This is a genomic window from Gemmobacter nectariphilus DSM 15620 (assembly GCF_000429765.1).
Classification (GTDB): Bacteria; Pseudomonadota; Alphaproteobacteria; order Rhodobacterales; family Rhodobacteraceae; genus Wagnerdoeblera; species Wagnerdoeblera nectariphila.
The window spans coordinates 155704-175772 of the sequence record NZ_AUCM01000003.1; the positions used below are offsets into that span (position 1 = coordinate 155704).

Sequence of the window (20069 nt, forward strand, 5' to 3'; positions counted from 1 at the left end):
AACGGCGGCATCCTTGCCGATCCGGCCGCCGGATGCCAGAGCCTTACTGCCCGCGCGCCTGGTCCAGCAGCTCGATCACCCGGGGCCCAAGGGTCGCGACAATCCTGGCCACGCCCTCGCGGTTGGGGTGGATGCCATCGGCTTGCAGGTATTTCTGCATCGTCGCGGCATCGTCGCCCCCCTCGCGCAAGGGGGACAGGAAGCTGGGCGCCAGCAAGACCCCATGCGTTGCGGCCAGTTCGGGGTAGATCGCGTCGAACTGCTGGCGATAGTCGGGGCCATAATTGCCCGGCGCATCCATGGCGACCAGCAGGACCGGCAACTGGCGCTCGCCAGCCTTTGCCAGAATCGCATCCAGATTGGCGCGGCTGACCGCCGGATCAAGGCCGCGCAGCACGTCGTTGCCGCCCAGCGTGACGATCATCGCATCGGCGGGTTCCGCCAGCGTCCAGTCCAGCCGCGACAGCCCGCCCGCCGTGGTATCGCCCGAAACGCCGGCATTGTTGATCACCACATCGCGGCCCTGATCTGCCAGCCAGCGGGCCAGCTGGGGCACGAACCCATCGCCTTCGGGCAGGCCATAACCCTGCGTCAGGCTGTCGCCCAGGGCGACAAGGCGCTGCGGATCGGCCACAGCTGGCGCGCCAAACGCCAGCGAGAGGTTGAGAACCACCAGCGCCGCCCCATATCGGACGGAACGGAGAACGGACAGGATGGGGCTTATGGGCGACACGGTGCTTTCCTTGCGGGATGCGCGGCTGGTGCTGGACGGCAATGCCGGTCCGGTGGAAATTCTCAAGGGCATCACGCTGGATGTCGGCCAAGGTGAAACATTGGGGCTGGTCGGGCCGTCCGGGTCTGGCAAATCGTCACTCCTCATGCTGATGGGCGGGCTGGAACGCGCCACCGGGGGGCAGGTTCTGGCGCTGGGCCAGGACCTGACAACGATGGACGAGGACCGGCTTGCCCGGTTCCGCATGGCCAATATGGGGGTGGTGTTTCAGTCCTTCCACCTCATTCCCACCATGACGGCGCTGGAAAACGTCGCGGTGCCGCTGGAACTGGCCGGTGTCGCGGATGCCTTCGATCGCGCGGCGGCGGAACTTGACGCGGTCGGCCTTGGCCGCCGGGCCGGGCATTACCCGGCCCAGATGTCGGGGGGCGAACAACAGCGCGTGGCCCTGGCCCGTGCGGCCGTGGTGCGCCCGCGCATCCTGCTGGCCGACGAGCCGACGGGCAATCTTGACGGGGTCAACGGAGCGGCGATCATGGACCTGCTGTTCGGCCTGCGCGACAGGCACGGGGCGACGCTGGTTCTGGTCACCCATGCGCGCGAGCTGGCCGACCGCTGCGATCGTGTGGTGCGGCTGGTCGACGGACGGATCGCCGATCCCGTGCCCGCCTGAGCGGCGATTGCCCGCCCGCCACACAGCTGACCCCGACCATCGCGCAGCGGCGCGTGCCTCGCCTTTCGCTGCCCGTCTTTCGCCTTGATCCAAATATCCCGGGGGGCAGGCGAGTGCGTCTCGGGGGGCGATTCGGTGCCTCGGGGGGCTGGCCCCCCGCCGCGCGCGGCCTCCAGATGCACCAGATGCGCGGCGTCCGGCTAGTTTTGGCCGGGCAGGGGGGGCCAGCCCCCCAAGGCGCGTTCCGCGCCTTTCCCCCCGGGATATTTGGATCAAGGCGAAAGACGGGCAGCCCATTCCCTTTGCCCCGGTTTGCCGAGGCGGCGCGCGCGCGTGCCCTTGACACCTTGGGCGGTTCGCCTATTCAGGTCGCACTTCGGTTCCGTCCGGTTCTCCGGCGGATGAAAAGGGAACGCGGTCCGGCCATCTGGCCCAATCCGCGGCTGCCCCCGCAACTGTAGGCGGTGAGCGACGGCCAGGAATGCCACTGGGGCGCAATGCTTCGGGAAGGTTGGCCAGAGCGATGACCCGCGAGCCAGGAGACCTGCCGAGGTGATCACCTTTCCGACGCGCGGGGTGCGCGGGCGGAGGCGGTAACCCGCCCGTGGTGACGCACTCACCGTCGGCGGGGGGCGTGCCTTCCAATGACATCTCGTCAAACCGGGCCCATGGGCCCGACCGGAACAGGACAGCCCGCCATGCATCGTCAGGCCGCCTCCTTGATTGCCCTTCTTGCCGCAGCGCCCCTTGTGCAGGTCAGCGCCGCCAATGCCGAAACCGTCTTGCTGGACGAGATCGTCCTGAGCGCCACCCGCAGCCCCGAGGAAGCCTCGCGCACCGGGGTGTCGATCTCTGTCGTGACGGCCGAGGATCTGGAAAAGGCTGGTGACAGCCAGCTGGCCGATTATCTGGCGCGCCTGCCGGGTGTGGGGGTCGTGCAGTCGGGGCCGGCGGGCACCACCGCCAGCCTGCGCATCCGCGGGGCCGAGCCGCGCTATGTCGCGGTCTATATCGACGGGATCCGGGTGGACGATCCCACGGGGATCGCGAATGAGTTCGATTTTGGCGCGCTGTCGACCGCCGATATCGGCCGGGTCGAGGTGCTGCGCGGCTCGCAATCGGCACTGTGGGGCAGCGCCGCGGTGGGCGGGGTGATCAACATCACCAGTCGCAAGGCGCTGAAGGACGGTCTGAGCCAGGAGGCCGCGATCGAAGGCGGCAGCCGTGGCACCATCGCGGCGCGCTATGCGCTGGGCTGGAAGACGGACAAGGTGGAGAGCTTTTTCACCCTGTCGCATCGGCGCACCGACGGATTTTCGGCCTATGACACCTTGCCGCGCACCCCGGGGCTGGAAGCCGACGGGATGGAAGCGACGCGGCTGTCGTTCGGCACCCGCTACACGGTCAGCGAGACCTTTGCCTTTGGTGTTTCGGCCTTTGGCCAGACGACTGACAGCGAGTATGATGGCTGGGGCGCCGATGCGGCGAACTCCCAGAAGCGCCGCGAGTGGGGCGCGCGGCTTTTCGGGGAATGGGCAGTGGGCAATTCGACCCATGTGGTCGATATGACCCGCTACCGCGTGACGCGCGATCAGTTCGCCGCCGGGGTGCCAAGCGGCAGCTTTGTCGGGGCGCGCACCGGGTTCAGCTATCAGGGCACTACTGAATTTTCCAATGCCTTCACGCTGGTCTATGGCGCGGACAGCATGAAGGAGACCGCCGTCAATGCCTCGTTGCCGGGCGGGGGCAGCACGCGGATTTCCGGGGTTTTCCTGCAGGGCCTGTTCCGGCCGGTCGAGACGCTGGACATCTCGGCCAGCCTGCGGCGCGACCATAATTCGCGCTTTGGCGGGCATGGCAGCGGGCGTGTCGCGTTGGCCTGGCAGGCAGCGCCGGGCCTTGTCCTGCGGGGCGCGGCCTCGACCGGGTTCCGGGCGCCCTCGCTTTACGAGCAACATGGCGATCCGACCTGGGGGATTGCCGGGAATGCCGCGCTGAGCCCGGAGAAAAGCCGCAGCTTCGAGATTGGCGCCGATTATGAATTCGCCGGCGGCGCGCGCTTTGGTCTGACGTTGTTCCATATCGATGTGGACAATGCGATCACCTATTGCGGCATGTGGGCCAATGCCTGTGCGACCCCCTTGCCGGCCGGTTTCACCAACCTTTACGAAAATGTTGCGGGGCGGTCCAAACGGCGCGGGCTTGAGCTGTCGGGGCGCACGGCGATTGGCGCGCGGGCCGATCTGGCGCTGGCCTATACCTATACCGATGCGCGCACCCCGGCGGGCGCGCAGCTGGCACGGGTGCCGCGGCACACGCTGGGGCTGACGCTGGATGCCAAGCTGTCTGACCGGCTGAGCGGCACGCTGGCGCTGCGCCATTCGGCGGGGCGCACGGATGTGGCCGATTTCACCGTGGTGAATGCGGCCCTTGGCTATGCGCTGACCCCGACGATGGATCTGAGCTTGCGGGTCGAGAACCTGCTCGACACGGCCTATCAGACGGTTCCGGGCTATGGCACCTCGGGCCGGGCGGTCTATGTCGGCCTGAAGACACGCTTCTGAGATGCGGGGGCGCCGGGTGATCCGCGTGGTCGGGGGGGCGCTGCCCCCCAGCGCGCCGGTTGCACCGGCGCCTTCCCCCGGGGTATTTTCAAAAAGGCAAAGGGGTTTGGCCGCGCTGGTGGCGACCCTGCTGGCGGCATCGGCCGCGGTCGCGGCGCCGCAGAGGGTGGTGTCGATGAACCTGTGCACCGATCAGCTGGCCATGTTGCTGGCCGAGCCGGGGCAGCTGGTGTCGGTATCGCATATTGTCAGCGATCCGCGTGCCTCGGTGATGGCGGATCAGGCGGCGGCCTATCCGGCCAATCGCGGCGGGGCCGAGCAGATTTTCCTGATGCGCCCCGATCTGGTGCTGGCCAGCACCTATAGCGCGCGCACATCGGTCGGTCTGTTGCGTCGGCTGGGCGTTCGGGTGGTGGAATTGCCCCCCGCGCGGCGGCTGGCCGATGTGCCCGAGCATCTGCGCACCGTGGGGGCGGCGCTGGGACAGGAGGCGCGGGCCGAGGCGCTTGTTGCGCAGTTCGACGCGGGGCTGGAGGCCTTGCGCGCCCATGGCGGGCGGGCGGCGCGGGCGGCGCTGTATTATCCCAATGGCTATACGACCGGCGCTGGCACGCTGGCCGATGACATCCTGTCCGTGGCCGGGTTTGCCAATGTCGGCGCAGAGGCGGGCGTCACGGGCGGTGGCACCTTGCCGCTGGAGCGGCTGGTGCTGGCCGCGCCCGAGATGATCGTGACCTCGGCCCCCTATCCTGGCGCGTCACGATCCGAAGAGATCTTGCACCATCCGGCATTGGAGGCCTTGCGGGGCCGGGCTGCGGCGCGGATGGTTTCGGATGGCGAGTGGATTTGCGGGCTTCCGCAGATCTTGCGGGCAGTTGCGGTGATGGCGGATGCCCGCAAGGAGTTGGCCCCATGATCGCCTGGGCAAGGTATCCGGGGGGTGCCCGGCTGTGCGCGCGCCAGTGGCAGCTTGCGGCACCGAGCGGGCAAAGGACGGCAGCATGAAGACGGTGATCGCCTTGTCGGGTCTGGTCTTGGTGCTGTTTGCGGCCTCGTTGCTGATCGGGCCGGCGGCGGTTGGCGTGCCGGACCAGCTGCGCGCCTTGCTGACGGGCGAGGGCGAGGCGGTCGTGCTGGTCATGCGTGAGATCCGGCTGCCGCGCGCCTTGCTGGGGCTGATGGTGGGGGCGGCGCTGGGGCTGTCGGGCGCGGCGATGCAGGGCTATCTGCGCAACCCGCTGGCCGAGCCGGGGCTGATCGGCGTATCGCCGGCGGCCTCGCTGGGGGCGGTGCTGGCGCTGCAGACGGGCCTTGCGGCGGCCTTTGCCCCGGCGCTGCCGCTGGCGGCGCTGCTGGCGGCGGGGCTGTCGGTCGGGCTGCTGTTCGTGCTGGCCGGGCCGCGCGGCGGGGCGCTGACGCTGATCCTGGCGGGGGTGGCGCTGTCGGCGCTGGCGGGGGCGCTGACCTCGCTGGTGCTCAGCCTGTCGCCCAACCCCTTTGCAGTGGCGGAAATCGTGTTCTGGCTGATGGGGTCGCTGGCGGATCGGTCCATGCTGCATGTCTGGCTGGCGGCGCCGGTGATGGCGGTCGGGGTCTTGCTGCTGATGGGCACTGGCCGGGGGCTGGATGCGCTGACGCTGGGCGAGGATGCGGCGGCGGCGCTTGGCATTCCGTTGCGCCGGTTGCGGGCGCAGGTCGTGCTGGGGGTGGCGGCGCTGGTGGGGGCGGCGACGGCGGTGGCGGGGGCGGTCGGCTTTGTCGGGCTGGTGGTGCCGCATGTGCTGCGCCCGCTGGTCGGCGGGCGGCCTGCGGCGCTGCTGCCGGTCTCGGCGCTTGGCGGGGCGGCGGTGGTGCTGGCGGCCGACATCGCCACCCGCGTGATTGCCCCGGACCGCGATCTGAAGCTGGGCGTTCTGACCGCGATCGTCGGGGCGCCGTTCTTTTTCCACCTGATCTTTCGGATGCGCCGGGGGCTGGAATGAACCTGCTGGAGCTGAGCGATCTGACCGTCGCGCGCGGCGGGGTGCCGGTGGTGCAGCGCGCCAGCCTGTCGCTGGCGGGCGGCGAGTTCGTCGGGCTGGTCGGGCCGAACGGCGCGGGCAAGACAACCCTGATGCGCGCGGCTCTGGGGCTGGTCGAGCATGGCGGGCAGTCGTCGCTGGCCAGGATGCCGGCGGCACAGCGGGCGCGCCATGCGGCCTTTCTGCCCCAGACCCGCGAGGTGGCCTGGCCGGTCTCGGTCGAGGTGCTGGCCGCGCTTGGCCGGGTGCCCCATGGTGGGCGGATGCAGGCGGCGGACCGCGCCGCGGTTGCCCAGGCCCTGGCGCGGATGGGGATGGAGCCTCTGCGCACCCGCAACGTCCAGGAGCTGTCGGGGGGCGAGCTGGCGCGGGCCCTGATCGCCCGCGTTCTGGCGCAGGAAACCCCGCTGGTGCTGGCCGATGAACCTGTGGCGGGCCTTGATCCGGCCCAACAGATCCGCACCATGCAGGTCTTTGCGGCACTGGCGGCCGAAGGGCGGGGCGTTGTCGCCTCGATCCACGACCTGGGGCTGGCGGCGCGGCATTGCACGCGGATCGTCGTGCTGGACCGTGGCCGCGTGGTGGCCGACGGAGCGCCGATGGCGGTGCTGGACGATGCGACCCTGGCAGGCACCTTTGGCATCCGTGCCTATCGCGCGGTGGCGGACGGCCCGGTGCTGATGCCGCTGTCGGTGTTTCCATGATTGCCGTCACGCTGGATCGCCCCTGGCTTGAGGCCCGGCTGGTACGCCCGATGCGGATGCTCAGCTGGGCGCCGGTGGGGGGCGGGCTGACCCTGTCCGATCGCGTCCTGTGGCGCGAGGTGCGCAATGCCGACCTGACCCCCGAGTTCGACGCGCTTGGCTGGTTCGCAGGCCAGATGGCGGACCGCGCGCCGGGGGCGGTCGGGCTGATGACCTCGCGCGATATCGGCGGCTGGCGCGAAGGGCGGACCGAGGTCGAGGGGATCGCCGCCCATGCCATCGCTACCGTAGGCCTGTCGAATGCCGAAGCGGTGGGCGCGCGCCTGCCCTGGCATCCGGCCGAATATGGCACGATCAACCTGTTCGTCGCGGTCGACTGCGGCCTGTCCGAGGCGGCCCAGCTGGAGGCGATGAGCATCGCGGTCCAGGCGCGAACCGCGGCCGTGATCGGGGCAGGGCTGCACCTGGCAACCGGACAGGCCACCGGCACCGGCACGGATTGCGTGGTGCTGGCCTGCCATGCCGGCCGCGTGCCCCATGCCGGGCTGCACACGGCCGTGGGCGAGGCGGTGGGCGCCGCCGCGCTGGAGGCAATGCGGCTTGCGGTGGGTGACTGGCTGGCGTGGTATGAGCGGAAGCGGCGAGAGATAGGGGCTTGATGCTGCTGGCGGGGCAGGTTGTTCTCGCCGCCCGCTGTCCCGGCCGAGGCGCCGCTTGCACCCTTGCATGGGTATTTGGAGAAAGATGAAGGGGAAGCGCGCGCCTGTGGCTTCACCTTTCCATAAATACCCCCGCCGGAGGCATCCGACAGTGACGACAGGGCTGCCGCCAAAGGAAAAGGACCGCCCTTGCGGACGGCCCCCTCTGACTTTCTCGGGAAAGCTCAGCCCTTTTTCAGGCAGCGCTGGCCCAGAACCTCGGCGATCTGAACGGCGTTCAGCGCGGCGCCCTTGCGCAGGTTGTCCGAGACGCACCACAGGTTCAGCCCGTTCTCGATGGTCGAATCCTGACGGATGCGGCTGATGTAGGTGGCATATTCGCCCACGCATTCGATCGGGGTGATGTAGCCACCCGCCTCGCGCTTGTCGACGACCAGCACGCCCGGCGCCTCGCGCAGGATGTCGGTGGCCTCTTCCCAGTCGAGATGGTCCTCGAACTCGATGTTGATCGCCTCGGAATGGCCGACAAAGACCGGGACGCGCACGCAGGTCGCGGTGACCTTGATCTTGGGATCCAGGATCTTCTTGGTTTCCGCGACCATCTTCCATTCTTCCTTGGTCTCGCCGGAATCCAGGAACACGTCGATATGCGGGATCACGTTGAAAGCGATCTGCTTGGGGTAGACCTTGGGCTCGACTTCCTGACCGGGAACAAAAAGGCCCTTGGTCTGGTTCCACAGCTCGTCCATGGCTTCCTTGCCGGTGCCGGACACCGACTGATAGGTTGCAACGACGACCCGCTTGATGCGCGCGCGGTCATGCAGCGGCTTGAGCGCCACCACCATCTGCGCGGTCGAGCAGTTGGGGTTCGCGATGATGTTCTTCTTGGTGTAGCCCACCACCGCATCGGCGTTCACTTCGGGCACGATCAGCGGAACGTCCGGGTCGTAGCGATAGAGCGACGAGTTGTCGATCACCACGCAGCCCGAATCCGCCGCCTTGGGCGCATAGACCTTGGTCGCATCCGAGCCGATGGCGAACAGCGCGATGTCCCAGCCCGTGAAGTCGAAGGTGTCCAGATCCTGGGTCTTCAAAGTTCGGTCGCCGAAGCTCACTTCGGTTCCCAGCGACTTGCGCGACGCCAGCGCCGCGATTTCGTCCACGGGGAATTCACGCTCTGCAAGGATGTTGAGCATTTCCTTGCCCACATTCCCCGTAGCGCCCACGACAACGACCTTGTAGCCCATCATGGCCTCCTTGACTTGGATGCCCGCGGCGACATCCGCCGCGGGCGTGAGGCCAATACCCCATGGGGGGCGCGGGGGAAAGCGAAAGCGGGGAAGGTGCGCTGTCAGAATGACGAAAAACACGTCAAAATGACGGGTGGCTCGTCAGATTGTGGCCTGGGGTGGCGCGGTGGCCCTGCGGCGGTGTCGGGTGGCTGGGGCGTGTGGGTATTTGGGGCAAGATGATGCACAGGCGGGGGCTTTCCGGCCCGACGTGGCTGCGTACACTGGTCAGCCAGGGTCAAGGGCGGGCGCGGGGGATCTGGCGGGGCTTGTGCGCGCCGCATGGCTGCTATGACCGCCGCGCCCCTTGCCGGGGCGCCGCCACCGGGCGAGATGTGATGTTCGCGCAAACAGACAGGACAGTCCGATGACGATGATTTCGCCCGCCGCCGGGGCGGCGCCGTTGCCGCCGCGGATCGGCATTGTCATTCCCGCGCTGGCGATGGGCGGCTTCGCGATTGGCACGGTGGAATTCGCGGCAATGTCGCTGGTGCCCTATTATGCCGCCGAGATGGGGGTTGATCCGGCGACGGCGGCACAGGCGATTTCGGCCTATGCGCTGGGAGTGGTTGCCGGGGCGCCGCTCTTGGCGGTTCTGGGATCGGGGCTGGCGCGCAAGACGATGCTGGTCGGGTTGATGGCGCTTTACGGGGTGGCCAATCTGGCGGCGGCGCTGGCGCCGGATTTCGCGTTGTTCTTGCTGTTCCGCTTTTTGTCGGGCCTGCCGCATGGGGCCTATTTCGGGGTGGCGGCGCTGATGGCGGCGGGTCTGGTGCCGGTGGGGAGGCGGACCTGGGCGATTTCCATGGTCATGCTGGGATTGACGGTGGCGACCTTGCTGGGGGTGCCGGCGGCGAACCTGCTCGGGCAGGGGATCGGCTGGCGCTGGGGCTTTGGCATCGCGGCAGGGCTGGCCTTTGCCACCTCGGGTCTGGTGGCCTGGTTTGCGCCGGCCGGGCAGGCGGGCGGCGCGCGCGGCGCCCCGCTGCGCGAGCTGTCGGCGCTGGCCAACCGTCAGGTGCTGTTGACGCTGGCGACCGGGGCCATCGGCTTTGGCGGGCTGTTTGCGGTTTATACCTATGTTGCCAATACCTTGCAGGAGGTGACGCAGGCCCCCGCCTGGGCCGAGCCGCTGGTGTTTCTGGTCTTCGGTCTGGGCATGGTGCTGGGCACATTGGTCACCGGGCGGGTGGCCGACCGCGGGCTTTTGCGCACCGCAGGCGGGTTGATCGCGCTGTCGGGGCTGGCGCTGCTGGCCTATCCGTTCACGGTGCACAGCCTGTGGTTGATGGTGCCTTGCGTCTTTCTGATCGGCTTTGGCGGATCGTTCGGGCTGGCCTTGCAGACCCATCTGATGGATGTGGCAGGCCAGGCCCAGACCATGGCCGCCGCCATGCACCACGCGGCCTTCAACGCAGCCAATGCGCTGGGGCCCTGGCTGGCCTCGCTGGCGGTGGCAGGGGGGCTGGGCTATGCCGCGACCGGCTATGTCGGCGCCGCGCTTTCGGCAGGCGGGCTGGTCGTGCTGGGGCTGACGGCGCTGGATTTGCGCCGGCGCCGCTGATCACATCGAAAAGCTGGTGCCGCAACCGCAGCTGCTGGCGGCGTTCGGATTGTCGATCACGAAGCGCGCGCCGATCAGCTCTTCGGTGAAGTCGATCCTGGCCCCCGCCAGGAACGGCAGCGAGACCGGGTCGATCAGCACGGTCTGACCGTCCTTTTGCAAGAGCAGATCGTCGGGCGCGGGGTCATCGAGCTTGATGTCATAGTGAAAGCCCGAACAGCCGCCGCCTTCGACAGCAACGCGCAGCGGGCGCGTCTCGCCCGTCGCCTCGGCAATCTCGGCAAGCCGGGCAAAGGCGCGGTCGGTGACGGTCGGGGGCAGGGTCAGCGTCATCGGGGCTTTCCATGGCTGGCAATGCTGTTACGCAGCGAATATAGGATCATGGACGCGCACCGACAAGGAAGCCTGATGTTCGCCCCCTATGCCTGCCAGCCGGATCAAAGCCGCGGACGGCTTCATGCCGAACGGATGAGCACCTTTCGCAGCCCGTTCCAGCGCGATCGCGACCGGATCATCCATTCCTCGGCTTTCCGGCGGCTGAAACACAAGACTCAGGTCTTTGTCGAGCATGAGGGCGATTACTACCGCACCCGCCTGACCCATTCGATCGAGGTGGCGCAAGTCGCGCGCACGCTGGCCGGGGTGCTGGGCCTGAACACCGATCTGGCCGAGGCGGTGGCTCTGGCCCATGATCTGGGCCATACGCCCTTTGGCCATACCGGCGAGGATGCGCTGGCGGCGCTGATGGCGCCCTATGGCGGGTTCGATCACAATGCCCAGGCCCTGCGCATCGTCACCCGGCTGGAGCGGCATTATGCCGATTTCGACGGGCTGAACCTGACCTGGGAAACGCTGGAAGGCATTGCCAAGCACAATGGCCCGGTGACCGGCCCGAATGCCGATCTGAAACACGCGCGCGATCCGCTGCCCTATGCGCTGGCCGAGGCGAATGCCGAATGGGATCTGGAACTGTCGACCTTTGCTAGCGCCGAGGCGCAGGTGGCGGCGATTGCCGATGACGTGGCCTATTCGCACCACGATCTGCACGATGGATTACGATCGGGCCTGTTCACCGAAGATGACCTGATGGAACTGCCGGTCACGGGCCCGGCCTTCGAGGCGGTGGACCGGATGTATCCTGGCCTCGACCGGATGCGGCGCCGGCACGAGGCGCTGCGCCGGGTGTTTGGCGTCATGGTCGAGGATGTGATCGCGGTGGCCAAGAACCGGCTGGAGGCGGCACAGCCGAAGTCGGTCGACGAGATCCGCGCGATGGAGGGAACGGTGATCCGGTTCTCGAAGCCGCTGTATCAGGAACTCAAGGCGATCCGCGCGTTCCTGTTCACCCGCATGTATCGCGCGCCGTCGGTGATGGTGGAACGCGCGCGCGTCTCGGCGGTGATTGCCGATCTGTTCCCGCTGTTCATGGCGCGGCCCGAGCTGTTGCCCGCCGAATGGCAGGCCGATGTCGCGGCGGCCGAGGATGAAACTGCCCTGGCCCGGATGGTTGCGGATTACGTCGCCGGCATGACCGACCGGTTTGCCTTGCAAGAACATGCCCGCCTGATGAGCTGAGGGGCCGCTCCCGCACCCGTCCTGCGCCCAAGGGGGCGCATCCCGGCCTTGGGCCGCGCAGCGCGCCGGCGCGCTGCGGTTGCGCAAGGGGCTGGCCGGTTTCGTGGGCGGGGAAGCTGGGACGCCTCCGGCGGGGGTATTTGGAAAAAGGCAAAGCAGGATCGCGCGGCGCTGGCATCGTCCGGGCGCGCGTGATCTTTCGCCTTGTTCAAATATCCCCGCCGGAGGCCGCCGACCTTTGGGCCGGGTGCCTTGGGCCGGGGTCAGTCCTGCGCGACCTGCCAGAAGACCGGGAAGCCGGGATCGAAGACGGTGACGGGGCCGGCGCCGGTCTGGATCTTGTCGGGGAAGCTGACCGGGGCGTCGCCCTTGACCAGGCGGATCCGCGCCTCGTTCATCGGCAGCCGGTAATAGGCCGGGCCGTTCAGCGAGGTGAAGGATTCGAGTTGGTCGAGCGCGTTTTCCTGTTCGAACACATGGGCCAGCAGGGACATGGTGTTGGTCGCCGTGAAGCAGCCCGCGCAGCCGCAGGCGCATTCCTTCAGCGGGTCGACATGAGGGGCGCTGTCGGTGCCCAGGAAAAACCGCGGATCGCCCGAGGTGGCAGCCGCGCGCAGCGCAAGGCGGTGTTCTTCGCGCTTGGCGACCGGCAGGCAGTAGTAATGCGGCCGGATCCCGCCCACCAGCAGGTGGTTGCGGTTGATGATCAGGTGGTGCGTCGTGATCGTGGCCGCCAGATCGCGGTCGGCCGAGCGCACATAATCGGCGCCTTGCGAGGTGGTGATATGTTCCATCACCACGCGCAGCCCCGGTGTTGCACGGCGGATCGGGTCGAGCACGCGGTCGATGAACACCGCCTCGCGGTCGAAGATGTCGACCGCCGGGTCCGTCACCTCGCCGTGCACACAGAGCGGCAGGCCGATCTCGGCCATGGTGTCCAGAACGCCGCGCACCTTGTCGAAATCGCGCACGCCGGAATGGGAATTGGTCGTGGCCCCGGCGGGATAGAGCTTGACCGCCTTGACAAGGCCCGAGGCGGCGGCGGCGCGCAGATCGGCCGGATCGGTGCCTTCGGTGAGGTAGAGCGTCATCAGCGGCTCGAACGTCATGCCGGCGGGCAGGGCGGCCAGGATGCGGCCCCGGTAGGCGGCGGCATCGGCGCCGGTGACCACCGGGGGCACCAGGTTCGGCATGATGATCGCGCGGGCGAAGTGGCGCGCGGTTTCAGGCAGCACACCTTGCAGCATCGCGCCATCGCGCAGGTGCAGGTGCCAGTCGTCGGGGCGGCGGAGCGCGAGTTCTGTGATCATGCCCGCGCGATAGCCCAAGACGGCCGGATTTTCCAGTGGGAACGGGCGGCGCGAGGCACCGCCCGTGCCGTTTCACAGCCCCTTGGAGCGGTAGGTCGCCGCGACCCGGTCGATGGCCACCATATAGGCCGCCATCCGCAGATCCGGCACGTCCTGCCGGCCATGCCAGATCTCGCGCATCGACTGATAGGCAATGCGCATCGTGTCATCGAGACCCGAGCGCACCAGCGCAAGTTCGTCCGATCCGGTGAGGAACTTCTCGCGGAATTCGGGTTTCAGTTCCCAGCCGAGGCCCTTGTCGGCGGACAGCCGTTCCAGTTCCTCGACCAGAAGGCGCGAGCGCGATTCCTCGGCCCGGCGCTGCATCCGGCCAAAGCGGATGTGCGAGAGGTTCTTGACCCATTCGAAATAGGACACGGTGACGCCGCCCGCATTGGCATACATGTCGGGGATGATCACGCAGCCCTTGCGGCGCAGGATTTCATCGGCGCCGAAGGTTATGGGGCCGTTCGCGGCCTCGATGATCAGGGGGGCCTTGATGCGATCGGCGTTGCCGATATGGATCACGCCTTCCATGGCCGCCGGGATCAGGATGTCGCAGTCAGCTTCCAGCAGCGTCGCGCCATCCTCGACATACTGGCCGTGCGCATAGCCCTTGACCCCGCCGGTCGCGACCAGATGGGCGCGCAGATCCTCGATGTTCAGGCCGGCGGTGTTGACCACGGCGCCATCGCGTTCGATCACCGCGATGATCTTGCTGCCATCGTCTTCCGACAGGAACTTGGCAGCGTGAAAGCCCACATTGCCCAGCCCCTGCACCACGATGCGCTTGCCGTCCAGCGAGCCGGTCAACCCGGCCTTGGCCATGTCATCGCGGTGGCGGAAGAATTCGCGCAAGGCATATTGCACGCCGCGCCCCGTTGCCTCGACGCGGCCGCGGATCCCGCCTGAATTCAGCGGCTTGCCGGTGACGCAGGCCTTGGCGTTGATGTCTGTGGTGTTCATCCGGGCATATTGATCGACGATCCAGGCCATCTCGCGCTCGCCCGTGCCCATGTCGGGGGCGGGGACGTTCTGGGCCGGGTGGATCAGGTCGCGCTTGATCAGCTCATAGGCAAAGCGGCGGGTGATCGCCTCGAGCTCGCGTTCGTCATACTGGCGCGGATCGATGCACAGCCCGCCCTTGGAGCCGCCAAAGGGCGTTTCCACCAGCGCGCATTTATAGGTCATCAGTGCGGCCAGCGCCTCGACCTCGTCCTGGCTGACGTTGGTGGCATAGCGGATGCCGCCCTTGACCGGCTCCATGTGCTCGGAATGGACGGATCGGTAGCCGACAAAGGTTTCGATCTTGCCGCGCAGCCGCACGCCGAAGCGCACCGTATAGGTCGAGTTGCAGACCTTGATCTTCTGCGCCAGCCCCGGCGGCAGATCCATCAGTGCGACCGCGCGGTCGAACATCAGGTCGACGGATTCCCGAAAGCTGGGTTCGCCTGAATGGTGCATCGCGTTTCCTCCCGTTGCATCCCCCAAGGGTTAGCCTTGCTTGGCCGGACGATCTACCGCGAACTGGCGGCGGAATGTGCCGAATCGCAGGCACTTTGGCGTGAGCGTCGGGCGCAGCCCCCTGCGGGGGGACTGTTCGCGAAAGGGCGAGCAATCCACGAAAACCCGGCCACGTCGTTTCCGGCCACCCCGTGAAAAATGCCTCAAATTCGAAAGGTGCGCCCAACTTATGCCACAGCCATATGCGAAAACTTGCAAGTGAGATTCCGCTGGCCGGCGTTCGGCCGGTGCGGGCGTTTCGTCCAGATTGGCGCGAGGGTGACATGTGTGAGGGTTCCATCATCAAGACGGCCGCCGGACACCAGGGCGCGGCGCACGTCGGACGGTGCCATCTGCTGATGCGCGCCCGGCGGTTTAGGGACGCAGAAGATGGCGGGATGCTGTTCTTCTCTTTGGTCGTGATGCTGATCATGCTGTTCATCGGCGGCATGGCCATCGACATGATGCGCTATGAGGCCGAGCGGTCGCGCATCCAGGCGACGGCCGATGCCTCGGTGCTGGCGGCCGCGTCGATGCGCCAGACCCAGCCGCCGGCCGAGGTGGTGGCCGACTGGTTCGCCAAGAAGGATCTGTCCGCCTCGCTGACCGGGGTCGTGGTCGACAACGGGCTGAACTTCCGGTCCGTCCGCGCCGAGACGCTGACCGTGACCAAGCCCTATTTCATGCAGATGATGGGCATCGACGAATTGCGCTCGAACGCGGCCAGCACGGCCGAGGAACGCCGCACCAACGTCGAAATCTCGCTGGTGCTGGACATTTCGGGCTCCATGGCGGGGACCAAGCTGTCGCGCCTGCAAGATGCTGCGGCCGAATTCGTGACCAATATCCTGGGCGAGGATACCGAGAACCGCGTCTCCATCTCGGTCGTGCCCTATAATGGTCAGGTCAATGTCGGGCCCGACCTGATGAGCCGCTACAACGTGCAGGGCGGGCACACCTATTCCTATTGCATCGACCTGCCGGAATCGACCTACTACCAGTTGCCGTTGCCGACCACGCTGCCGATGTATCAGCACGCCGATGCGGATACCTTCAACAGTTCGAACACCAGCACGTCCTGGAGCACCTCGAACATGACGCCCAGCACCTCGAACATCTGGTGCCCGGCGAATACGACCAACCGGGTGCGGGTGCACAGCAACAACGTCTCGGCGCTGACCACGCAGATCCGCAACCTGACGGCGTTTGGCGCCACCTCGATCGACGCGGGGCTGCGCTGGGGGGCGGCGATGATCGACCCCGGCTCGCGCGCGATGGTGACGTCGCTGGCGAATGCGGGGATCGTGCCGTCCACCTTCAACGGCCGCCCCTTCGACTATGACGACGAGGAAGTGCTGAAGGTGATCGTGCTGATGACCGACGGATCGCACTGGCCCAACGAGTTCGTGAAAACGCAGTACAAGTCCGGCCCCTCGCCGATCTACAAGCATACCGACGGGTATTATTCGATCTACCACGAGAGCAGGTCGGGAACGAACAAGTACTGGGTGCCGCATCGCAGCGAATGGCGCGCGGTGCCGTGGTCGGGCTCGTCCTCGTGCGCCAGCTGGAGCTGTGTCTCGACATCGGCGCGCACCCCGCTGGACTGGCGGATCGTGTGGCAGAACCTTCGGGTGCAATGGGTGGCGAACCAGCTTTACCGGCGCGCCCTGGGGGGCTCGGTGAGCAGCTGGATCGACGAATTGCGCACCCGCGAAGGCACGGTCATCGGGTCCGGCCCGCATGAGGTCAGCGAGATGGACGGCCGTCTGAACAACCTGTGCGGTCTGCTCAAGGATCAGAACGTCGCCATCTTCGGCATCGCCTTCGAGGCGCCGACCGAGGGGCGCAACGTGATCCGCAACTGTGCCTCGCCTGGCCGGTTCTATGATGTCGAAGGGCTGGACATCTCGACCGCGTTCCGCGCGATCCGCGCCCAGATCAGCGCCCTGAGGCTGACGCAATGACCCGCCTGCATCGCCTGCGCCAGCGCCTGCGCGGCTTTGTGCAGGCGGACCACGGATCGGTGACGCTGGATTTCGTTCTGGTGCTGCCGGTCGTGCTGACCATCCTGCTGGCGTCGTTCGAGGCGGGCTATTCGATGCTGCGGCTGGTTATGCTGGAACGCGCGCTGGACATCACCGTGCGCGATCTGCGGGTGGGCGCGCTGGGAACGGCGCCGACCCACAACCAGGTGCGCGCAAGGTTCTGCGAACAGGCCACGCTGATGCCTGCCTGCATGACCGAGGCGAAGCTGGAAATGCAGGTCATCGACCGCAACACCTGGACCGGCTTTACCACGACGCCCACCTGCGTCGATCGCACGACCACGATCGAGCCGGCGCTGAACTTCACGCAAGGCGGCACCAACGAGGTGGTGACGATCCGCGCCTGCGCCGTGTTCGATCCGTTCTTCCCCACCACGAAATGGGGGCTGCGGCTCGATCTGGATGCCTCGGGCGGCTATCAGCTGGCCGCGATGTCCGCCTTTGTGAACGAACCGAGGTGATGTGATGTCCCGCAGTTCCTTCCTTCGCCTGCGCGCAGCGCTCCGCCGGTTCCGGCAGGACGAAGCCGGCGTGATCTCGACCGAGGCGCTGCTGATCGCCCCGCTGCTGATCTGGCTGTTCCTGGCGATGTTCGTCTATTGGGATGCGTTCCGGGCGCAAAACACCAGCATCAAGGCAAGTTACGCCGTTGCCGACATGATCTCGCGCGAGAATGCGCCGATCAACAATGCCTTCATCACCGGCATGCACCGCGTGTTCCGCTATATGGTCCACACCCGCGAGGACACCTGGATCCGCGTCAGTTCGGTGCAATACGATGAAGCGAACGACCGCTACATCGTCCTGTGGTCGCGCAGCACCGATACCACGCGCGCGCCGGTGCAGACCACGACGACCATGGTTGCGATGCGCGACAAGCTGCCGGTGCCGTCGGATTCCGACACGCTTCTGGTGGTGGAAACCTGGCAGCGCTTTACCCCCGCCTTCAAGGTGGGTCTGGACCGGCGCACCTTTCACGAGGTCTCGGTGGTGCGCCCGCGCTTTCTGTCGCCGCTGCCGATCAGCTGATGTCCCTGGCCTTGCGGCGGCGCACCATTTCGGACAGCGCCGAAGCCATGGCCTTTGCCTCGACCCGCGCGGTGGTGCCGCCAACGCCGACGCGCCGCCCCAGCCGCCACCACAGGCCGGGCGCCCAGACCCGCGGGGCCGGGGTGCGCAGCACGATGACGAACCCGCCAGCCGGCTTGAACAGGGCGATGGCGCTGTTGTCGACCGATTCGATCTGATCGACGGTGGCCAGCACCCGGCCGCCATCGGTCTCGCGCAAGGCGTCGGGCGTCAGTTCCAGCCCGCGGGATGTTGTCGTCCAGGTGCGCCAGGACAGCCACAAAAGGAACAGCCCCGCCAGCGGCAGCGCGATGCGCCACGCCAGCCGGGTGGCCGGCATCTCGAACCCGGCCATGGCCGCCATCACGCCGAAACCGGCCAGCATGACAACCCCGACGACCCTGCGGATCGGCGATGGCTTCAGGCGCATCAGGATATGGGTCTGGTCCTTGCGGGTCATGCGGGCTCCTGTCGGGTTTGCGCCGGGATAGCGCAAGCCGGGGCCGCCGCCTACCCCTGTGCATTCCCGCACATAACTGCCGATCAGCTTGTGACATGCTTCACAGCCGCAGTTGCGCTACATTGCAGGCAACGCATCCAGAAACGGAGTTAGTCATGTCGATCCGGCCCGTTGACCGCACCAATCTTGCCACCCCGACGATGGAAGGCGCCGGCGTGCATCTGCACCGCGCCTTTGGCTTCCACGATCCGAAACGGTTTGATCCGTTCCTGCTGTTCGACGATTTCCGCGGCGATCATCCGGGGGATTACCTGCGCGGCTTTCCCTGGCACCCGCACCGCGGGATCGAGACCATCACCTATGTTCTGGCCGGCAGCGTCGAGCATGGCGATTCGCTGGGCAATGCCGGCACGCTGCGCGCGGGCGATGTGCAGTGGATGACCGCAGGGTCGGGCATCTTGCATCAGGAAATGCCCAAGGGGAACGCGCGCGGCCAGATGCACGGCTTTCAGCTGTGGGCCAACCTGCCGCGCGATCTGAAGATGACCGATCCGCGCTATCAGGACGTCAAATCCCGCGACATTCCCGAGATCCTCGAAGATGACGGCACGGTGGTCAAGGTGATCGTCGGGGATTTCTGGGGCCGCACGGGGCCGGTGGACGGGATCGCGGCAGACCCGCTTTACCTCGACATCTACATCCCCCCGCTGCGCCGCAAGACCTTTCCCATCGACACCCGCCGCAAGGCCTTTGCCTATGTGTTCGAAGGGGCGGGAAAATTCGCCGATGCCTCGGGGCCGCAAGGCGTGCTGCTGGAAAAAGAGGTGATGGGCCAGGAGGTCAATATCCGCGATCTGTCCGGCAACCGCACGCTGATCCAGTTCGGCAAGGGCGACGAGGTGGCGGTGCAGGCGGGGCCTGATGGCTTGCGCTTTCTGCTGGTGGCCGGCGCCCCGATCCAGGAGCCGGTCGCCTGGCATGGTCCCATCGTGATGAACACCGCCGAAGAACTGCGCACTGCCATGGCCGAGCTGCGCAACGGCACCTTCATCAAGCCCGCGCATTAGGCGCTGGGGGCAGAGCCGTGCACGGCTCTGCCCGCTCTGCGCGGTCTGCGGCAGGCGCAGGGTTTGCGCCCCCCGCCGCGCGTGGTATAGCGCGGCCAAACCCAGCCCCCGAGGATCGCCCATGAAATTCTTCGTCGATACCGCCGATGTCGCCGCCATTGCAGAGCTGAACGAGCTGGGCATGGTCGATGGTGTCACCACCAACCCCTCGCTGATCCTGAAATCGGGCCGCGACATTCTGGAAGTGACCAAGGAAATCTGTTCCATGGTCTCGGGCCCCGTGTCCGCCGAGGTCGTGGCGCTGAAGGCCGACGAGATGATCGCCGAGGGCCGCAAGCTGGCCGCCATCGCGCCGAACATCGCCGTCAAGGTGCCGCTGACCTGGGACGGGCTCAAGACCTGCAAGGTGCTGTCGTCGGACGGGTTCATGGTGAACGTCACGCTGTGCTTCAGCGCGAACCAGGCGCTGCTGGCGGCCAAGGCGGGCGCGACGTTCATTTCCCCCTTCATCGGCCGTCTGGATGACATCAACATCGACGGGATGGAGCTGATCGGCGACATCCGCACGATCTATGACAACTACGATTTCCAGACCCAGATCCTTGCGGCCTCGATCCGCACGGTGAACCACATGAAGGACGCCGCCCTGATCGGCGCCGATGTGGCCACCGCGCCGCCCGCCGTGATCAAGTCGATGGCCAACCATGTGCTGACCGACAAGGGCCTTGAACAGTTCATGGCCGACTGGGCGAAAACGGGCCAGAAAATCCTCTGACACCTGCCCGCAATCCG

The 20069-nt window shown here is 67.0% G+C and carries 19 protein-coding genes and 1 riboswitch; of the genes, 13 read left to right on the forward strand and 6 right to left on the reverse strand.

Features of this window, described 5'->3' with window-relative positions; translation table 11 throughout:
• Positions 1-43: 43 nt before the first annotated feature.
• Entirely contained in the window at positions 44-733 is a 690-nt protein-coding gene (locus G481_RS0100800) for an arylesterase (protein WP_425402446.1), read from the reverse strand.
• Between G481_RS0100800 and G481_RS0100805 the strand changes: the two genes are divergently transcribed.
• The 6 genes from G481_RS0100805 to G481_RS22470 all read left to right on the forward strand — a co-directional run bounded on the left by G481_RS0100805 (position 723) and on the right by G481_RS22470 (position 7354).
• The gene (locus G481_RS0100805) at positions 723-1406 is read left to right on the forward strand and encodes an ABC transporter ATP-binding protein (protein ID WP_028028310.1); all 684 of its coding nucleotides are present in this window, start codon (positions 723-725) and stop codon (positions 1404-1406) included. The two genes, G481_RS0100800 and G481_RS0100805, sit on opposite strands and share 11 nt — an antisense overlap.
• Before the next feature lie 360 nt (positions 1407-1766).
• Positions 1767-1972, forward strand: a riboswitch (cobalamin riboswitch).
• A gap of 132 nt (positions 1973-2104) precedes the next feature.
• Positions 2105-3970 carry a TonB-dependent receptor plug domain-containing protein gene (locus G481_RS0100810; RefSeq protein WP_028028311.1) on the forward strand — a complete coding sequence of 622 codons (1866 nt, stop codon included), beginning with the start codon at positions 2105-2107 and terminating at the stop codon, positions 3968-3970.
• Between the two features lie 175 nt (positions 3971-4145).
• Positions 4146-4886 (forward strand): ABC transporter substrate-binding protein, encoded by a 741-nt coding sequence (locus G481_RS0100815; protein WP_425402449.1) that lies wholly within the window; start codon positions 4146-4148, stop codon positions 4884-4886.
• An 85-nt stretch (positions 4887-4971) separates the two neighbouring features.
• On the forward strand, positions 4972-5952 hold the full coding sequence (locus tag G481_RS0100820) for a FecCD family ABC transporter permease (RefSeq protein ID WP_028028313.1): 981 nt from the start codon (positions 4972-4974) through the stop codon (positions 5950-5952).
• Positions 5949-6695 carry an ABC transporter ATP-binding protein gene (locus G481_RS0100825; RefSeq protein ID WP_028028314.1) on the forward strand — a complete coding sequence of 249 codons (747 nt, stop codon included), beginning with the start codon at positions 5949-5951 and terminating at the stop codon, positions 6693-6695. Before G481_RS0100820 ends, G481_RS0100825 begins: the two co-directional genes overlap by 4 nt.
• Positions 6692-7354 carry an adenosylcobinamide amidohydrolase gene (locus G481_RS22470; RefSeq protein ID WP_051294219.1) on the forward strand — a complete coding sequence of 221 codons (663 nt, stop codon included), beginning with the start codon at positions 6692-6694 and terminating at the stop codon, positions 7352-7354. Before G481_RS0100825 ends, G481_RS22470 begins: the two co-directional genes overlap by 4 nt.
• Before the next feature lie 224 nt (positions 7355-7578).
• On the opposite strand, the gene G481_RS0100835 is transcribed toward G481_RS22470, so the two are convergent.
• A complete protein-coding gene (locus G481_RS0100835; RefSeq protein ID WP_028028315.1) occupies positions 7579-8601 on the reverse strand; it encodes an aspartate-semialdehyde dehydrogenase in 1023 nt (340 codons plus the stop codon).
• A gap of 409 nt (positions 8602-9010) precedes the next feature.
• On the opposite strand from G481_RS0100835, the gene G481_RS0100840 reads away from it, so the two are divergent.
• Positions 9011-10207, forward strand: a complete 1197-nt coding sequence (locus G481_RS0100840; RefSeq protein WP_028028316.1) for an MFS transporter — start codon at positions 9011-9013, stop codon at positions 10205-10207.
• Here the strand turns inward: G481_RS0100840 and G481_RS0100845 are convergent, their stop codons facing one another.
• Positions 10208-10534 carry a HesB/IscA family protein gene (locus tag G481_RS0100845; RefSeq protein ID WP_028028317.1) on the reverse strand — a complete coding sequence of 109 codons (327 nt, stop codon included), beginning with the start codon at positions 10532-10534 and terminating at the stop codon, positions 10208-10210. It lies immediately after the preceding gene.
• A gap of 81 nt (positions 10535-10615) precedes the next feature.
• Between G481_RS0100845 and G481_RS0100850 the strand changes: the two genes are divergently transcribed.
• On the forward strand, positions 10616-11782 hold the full coding sequence (locus G481_RS0100850; protein ID WP_028028318.1) for a deoxyguanosinetriphosphate triphosphohydrolase: 1167 nt from the start codon (positions 10616-10618) through the stop codon (positions 11780-11782).
• A gap of 263 nt (positions 11783-12045) precedes the next feature.
• Here G481_RS0100850 and pyrC read toward each other — a convergent pair whose 3' ends face one another.
• Complete coding sequence (pyrC, locus tag G481_RS0100855) at positions 12046-13092, reverse strand: dihydroorotase (RefSeq protein WP_028028319.1); 1047 nt, start codon at positions 13090-13092, stop codon at positions 12046-12048.
• A 72-nt stretch (positions 13093-13164) separates the two neighbouring features.
• A complete protein-coding gene (locus G481_RS0100860) occupies positions 13165-14595 on the reverse strand; it encodes a Glu/Leu/Phe/Val family dehydrogenase (protein WP_028028320.1) in 1431 nt (476 codons plus the stop codon).
• A gap of 437 nt (positions 14596-15032) precedes the next feature.
• Between G481_RS0100860 and G481_RS0100865 the strand changes: the two genes are divergently transcribed.
• Genes G481_RS0100865 through G481_RS0100875 form a run of 3 tightly spaced genes read left to right on the forward strand, consistent with a single transcriptional unit; the run spans position 15033 to position 17711 of the window.
• Complete coding sequence (locus tag G481_RS0100865) at positions 15033-16601, forward strand: VWA domain-containing protein (RefSeq protein WP_028028321.1); 1569 nt, start codon at positions 15033-15035, stop codon at positions 16599-16601.
• Entirely contained in the window at positions 16598-17143 is a 546-nt protein-coding gene (locus G481_RS0100870) for a TadE/TadG family type IV pilus assembly protein (RefSeq protein ID WP_035024727.1), read from the forward strand. The genes G481_RS0100865 and G481_RS0100870 overlap by 4 nt, the downstream gene beginning before the upstream one ends.
• Positions 17144-17147: 4 nt before the next feature.
• The gene (locus G481_RS0100875; RefSeq protein WP_028028323.1) at positions 17148-17711 is read left to right on the forward strand and encodes a TadE/TadG family type IV pilus assembly protein; all 564 of its coding nucleotides are present in this window, start codon (positions 17148-17150) and stop codon (positions 17709-17711) included.
• On the opposite strand, the gene G481_RS0100880 is transcribed toward G481_RS0100875, so the two are convergent.
• The gene (locus tag G481_RS0100880; RefSeq protein ID WP_028028324.1) at positions 17704-18210 is read right to left on the reverse strand and encodes a hypothetical protein; all 507 of its coding nucleotides are present in this window, start codon (positions 18208-18210) and stop codon (positions 17704-17706) included. The genes G481_RS0100875 and G481_RS0100880 overlap by 8 nt on opposite strands.
• Positions 18211-18365: 155 nt before the next feature.
• Between G481_RS0100880 and G481_RS0100885 the strand changes: the two genes are divergently transcribed.
• Positions 18366-19277: a pirin family protein gene (locus tag G481_RS0100885; protein ID WP_028028325.1), complete on the forward strand. Its 912-nt coding sequence runs from the start codon at positions 18366-18368 to the stop codon at positions 19275-19277.
• A 121-nt stretch (positions 19278-19398) separates the two neighbouring features.
• Complete coding sequence (gene fsa / locus G481_RS0100890; RefSeq protein WP_028028326.1) at positions 19399-20052, forward strand: fructose-6-phosphate aldolase; 654 nt, start codon at positions 19399-19401, stop codon at positions 20050-20052.
• Positions 20053-20069 lie beyond the last annotated feature (17 nt).

What these genes read in the sequence shown, in the direction of transcription:
- G481_RS0100820 (WP_028028313.1), top strand. Translation starts at nt 4,972, where the DNA reads ATGAAGACGGTGATCGCCTTGTCGGGTCTGGTCTTGGTGCTGTTTGCG.
- G481_RS0100805 (WP_028028310.1), top strand. Translation starts at nt 723, where the DNA reads ATGGGCGACACGGTGCTTTCCTTGCGGGATGCGCGGCTGGTGCTGGAC.
- G481_RS0100850 (WP_028028318.1), top strand. Translation starts at nt 10,616, where the DNA reads ATGTTCGCCCCCTATGCCTGCCAGCCGGATCAAAGCCGCGGACGGCTT.
- pyrC (WP_028028319.1), bottom strand. Translation starts at nt 13,092, where the DNA reads ATGATCACAGAACTCGCGCTCCGCCGCCCCGACGACTGGCACCTGCAC.
- G481_RS0100810 (WP_028028311.1), top strand. Translation starts at nt 2,105, where the DNA reads ATGCATCGTCAGGCCGCCTCCTTGATTGCCCTTCTTGCCGCAGCGCCC.
- G481_RS0100815 (WP_425402449.1), top strand. Translation starts at nt 4,146, where the DNA reads ATGAACCTGTGCACCGATCAGCTGGCCATGTTGCTGGCCGAGCCGGGG.
- G481_RS0100880 (WP_028028324.1), bottom strand. Translation starts at nt 18,210, where the DNA reads ATGACCCGCAAGGACCAGACCCATATCCTGATGCGCCTGAAGCCATCG.
- G481_RS22470 (WP_051294219.1), top strand. Translation starts at nt 6,692, where the DNA reads ATGATTGCCGTCACGCTGGATCGCCCCTGGCTTGAGGCCCGGCTGGTA.
- G481_RS0100865 (WP_028028321.1), top strand. Translation starts at nt 15,033, where the DNA reads ATGCTGTTCTTCTCTTTGGTCGTGATGCTGATCATGCTGTTCATCGGC.
- G481_RS0100875 (WP_028028323.1), top strand. Translation starts at nt 17,148, where the DNA reads ATGTCCCGCAGTTCCTTCCTTCGCCTGCGCGCAGCGCTCCGCCGGTTC.
- G481_RS0100840 (WP_028028316.1), top strand. Translation starts at nt 9,011, where the DNA reads ATGACGATGATTTCGCCCGCCGCCGGGGCGGCGCCGTTGCCGCCGCGG.
- G481_RS0100885 (WP_028028325.1), top strand. Translation starts at nt 18,366, where the DNA reads ATGTCGATCCGGCCCGTTGACCGCACCAATCTTGCCACCCCGACGATG.
- G481_RS0100825 (WP_028028314.1), top strand. Translation starts at nt 5,949, where the DNA reads ATGAACCTGCTGGAGCTGAGCGATCTGACCGTCGCGCGCGGCGGGGTG.
- G481_RS0100860 (WP_028028320.1), bottom strand. Translation starts at nt 14,595, where the DNA reads ATGCACCATTCAGGCGAACCCAGCTTTCGGGAATCCGTCGACCTGATG.
- G481_RS0100835 (WP_028028315.1), bottom strand. Translation starts at nt 8,601, where the DNA reads ATGGGCTACAAGGTCGTTGTCGTGGGCGCTACGGGGAATGTGGGCAAG.
- G481_RS0100870 (WP_035024727.1), top strand. Translation starts at nt 16,598, where the DNA reads ATGACCCGCCTGCATCGCCTGCGCCAGCGCCTGCGCGGCTTTGTGCAG.
- fsa (WP_028028326.1), top strand. Translation starts at nt 19,399, where the DNA reads ATGAAATTCTTCGTCGATACCGCCGATGTCGCCGCCATTGCAGAGCTG.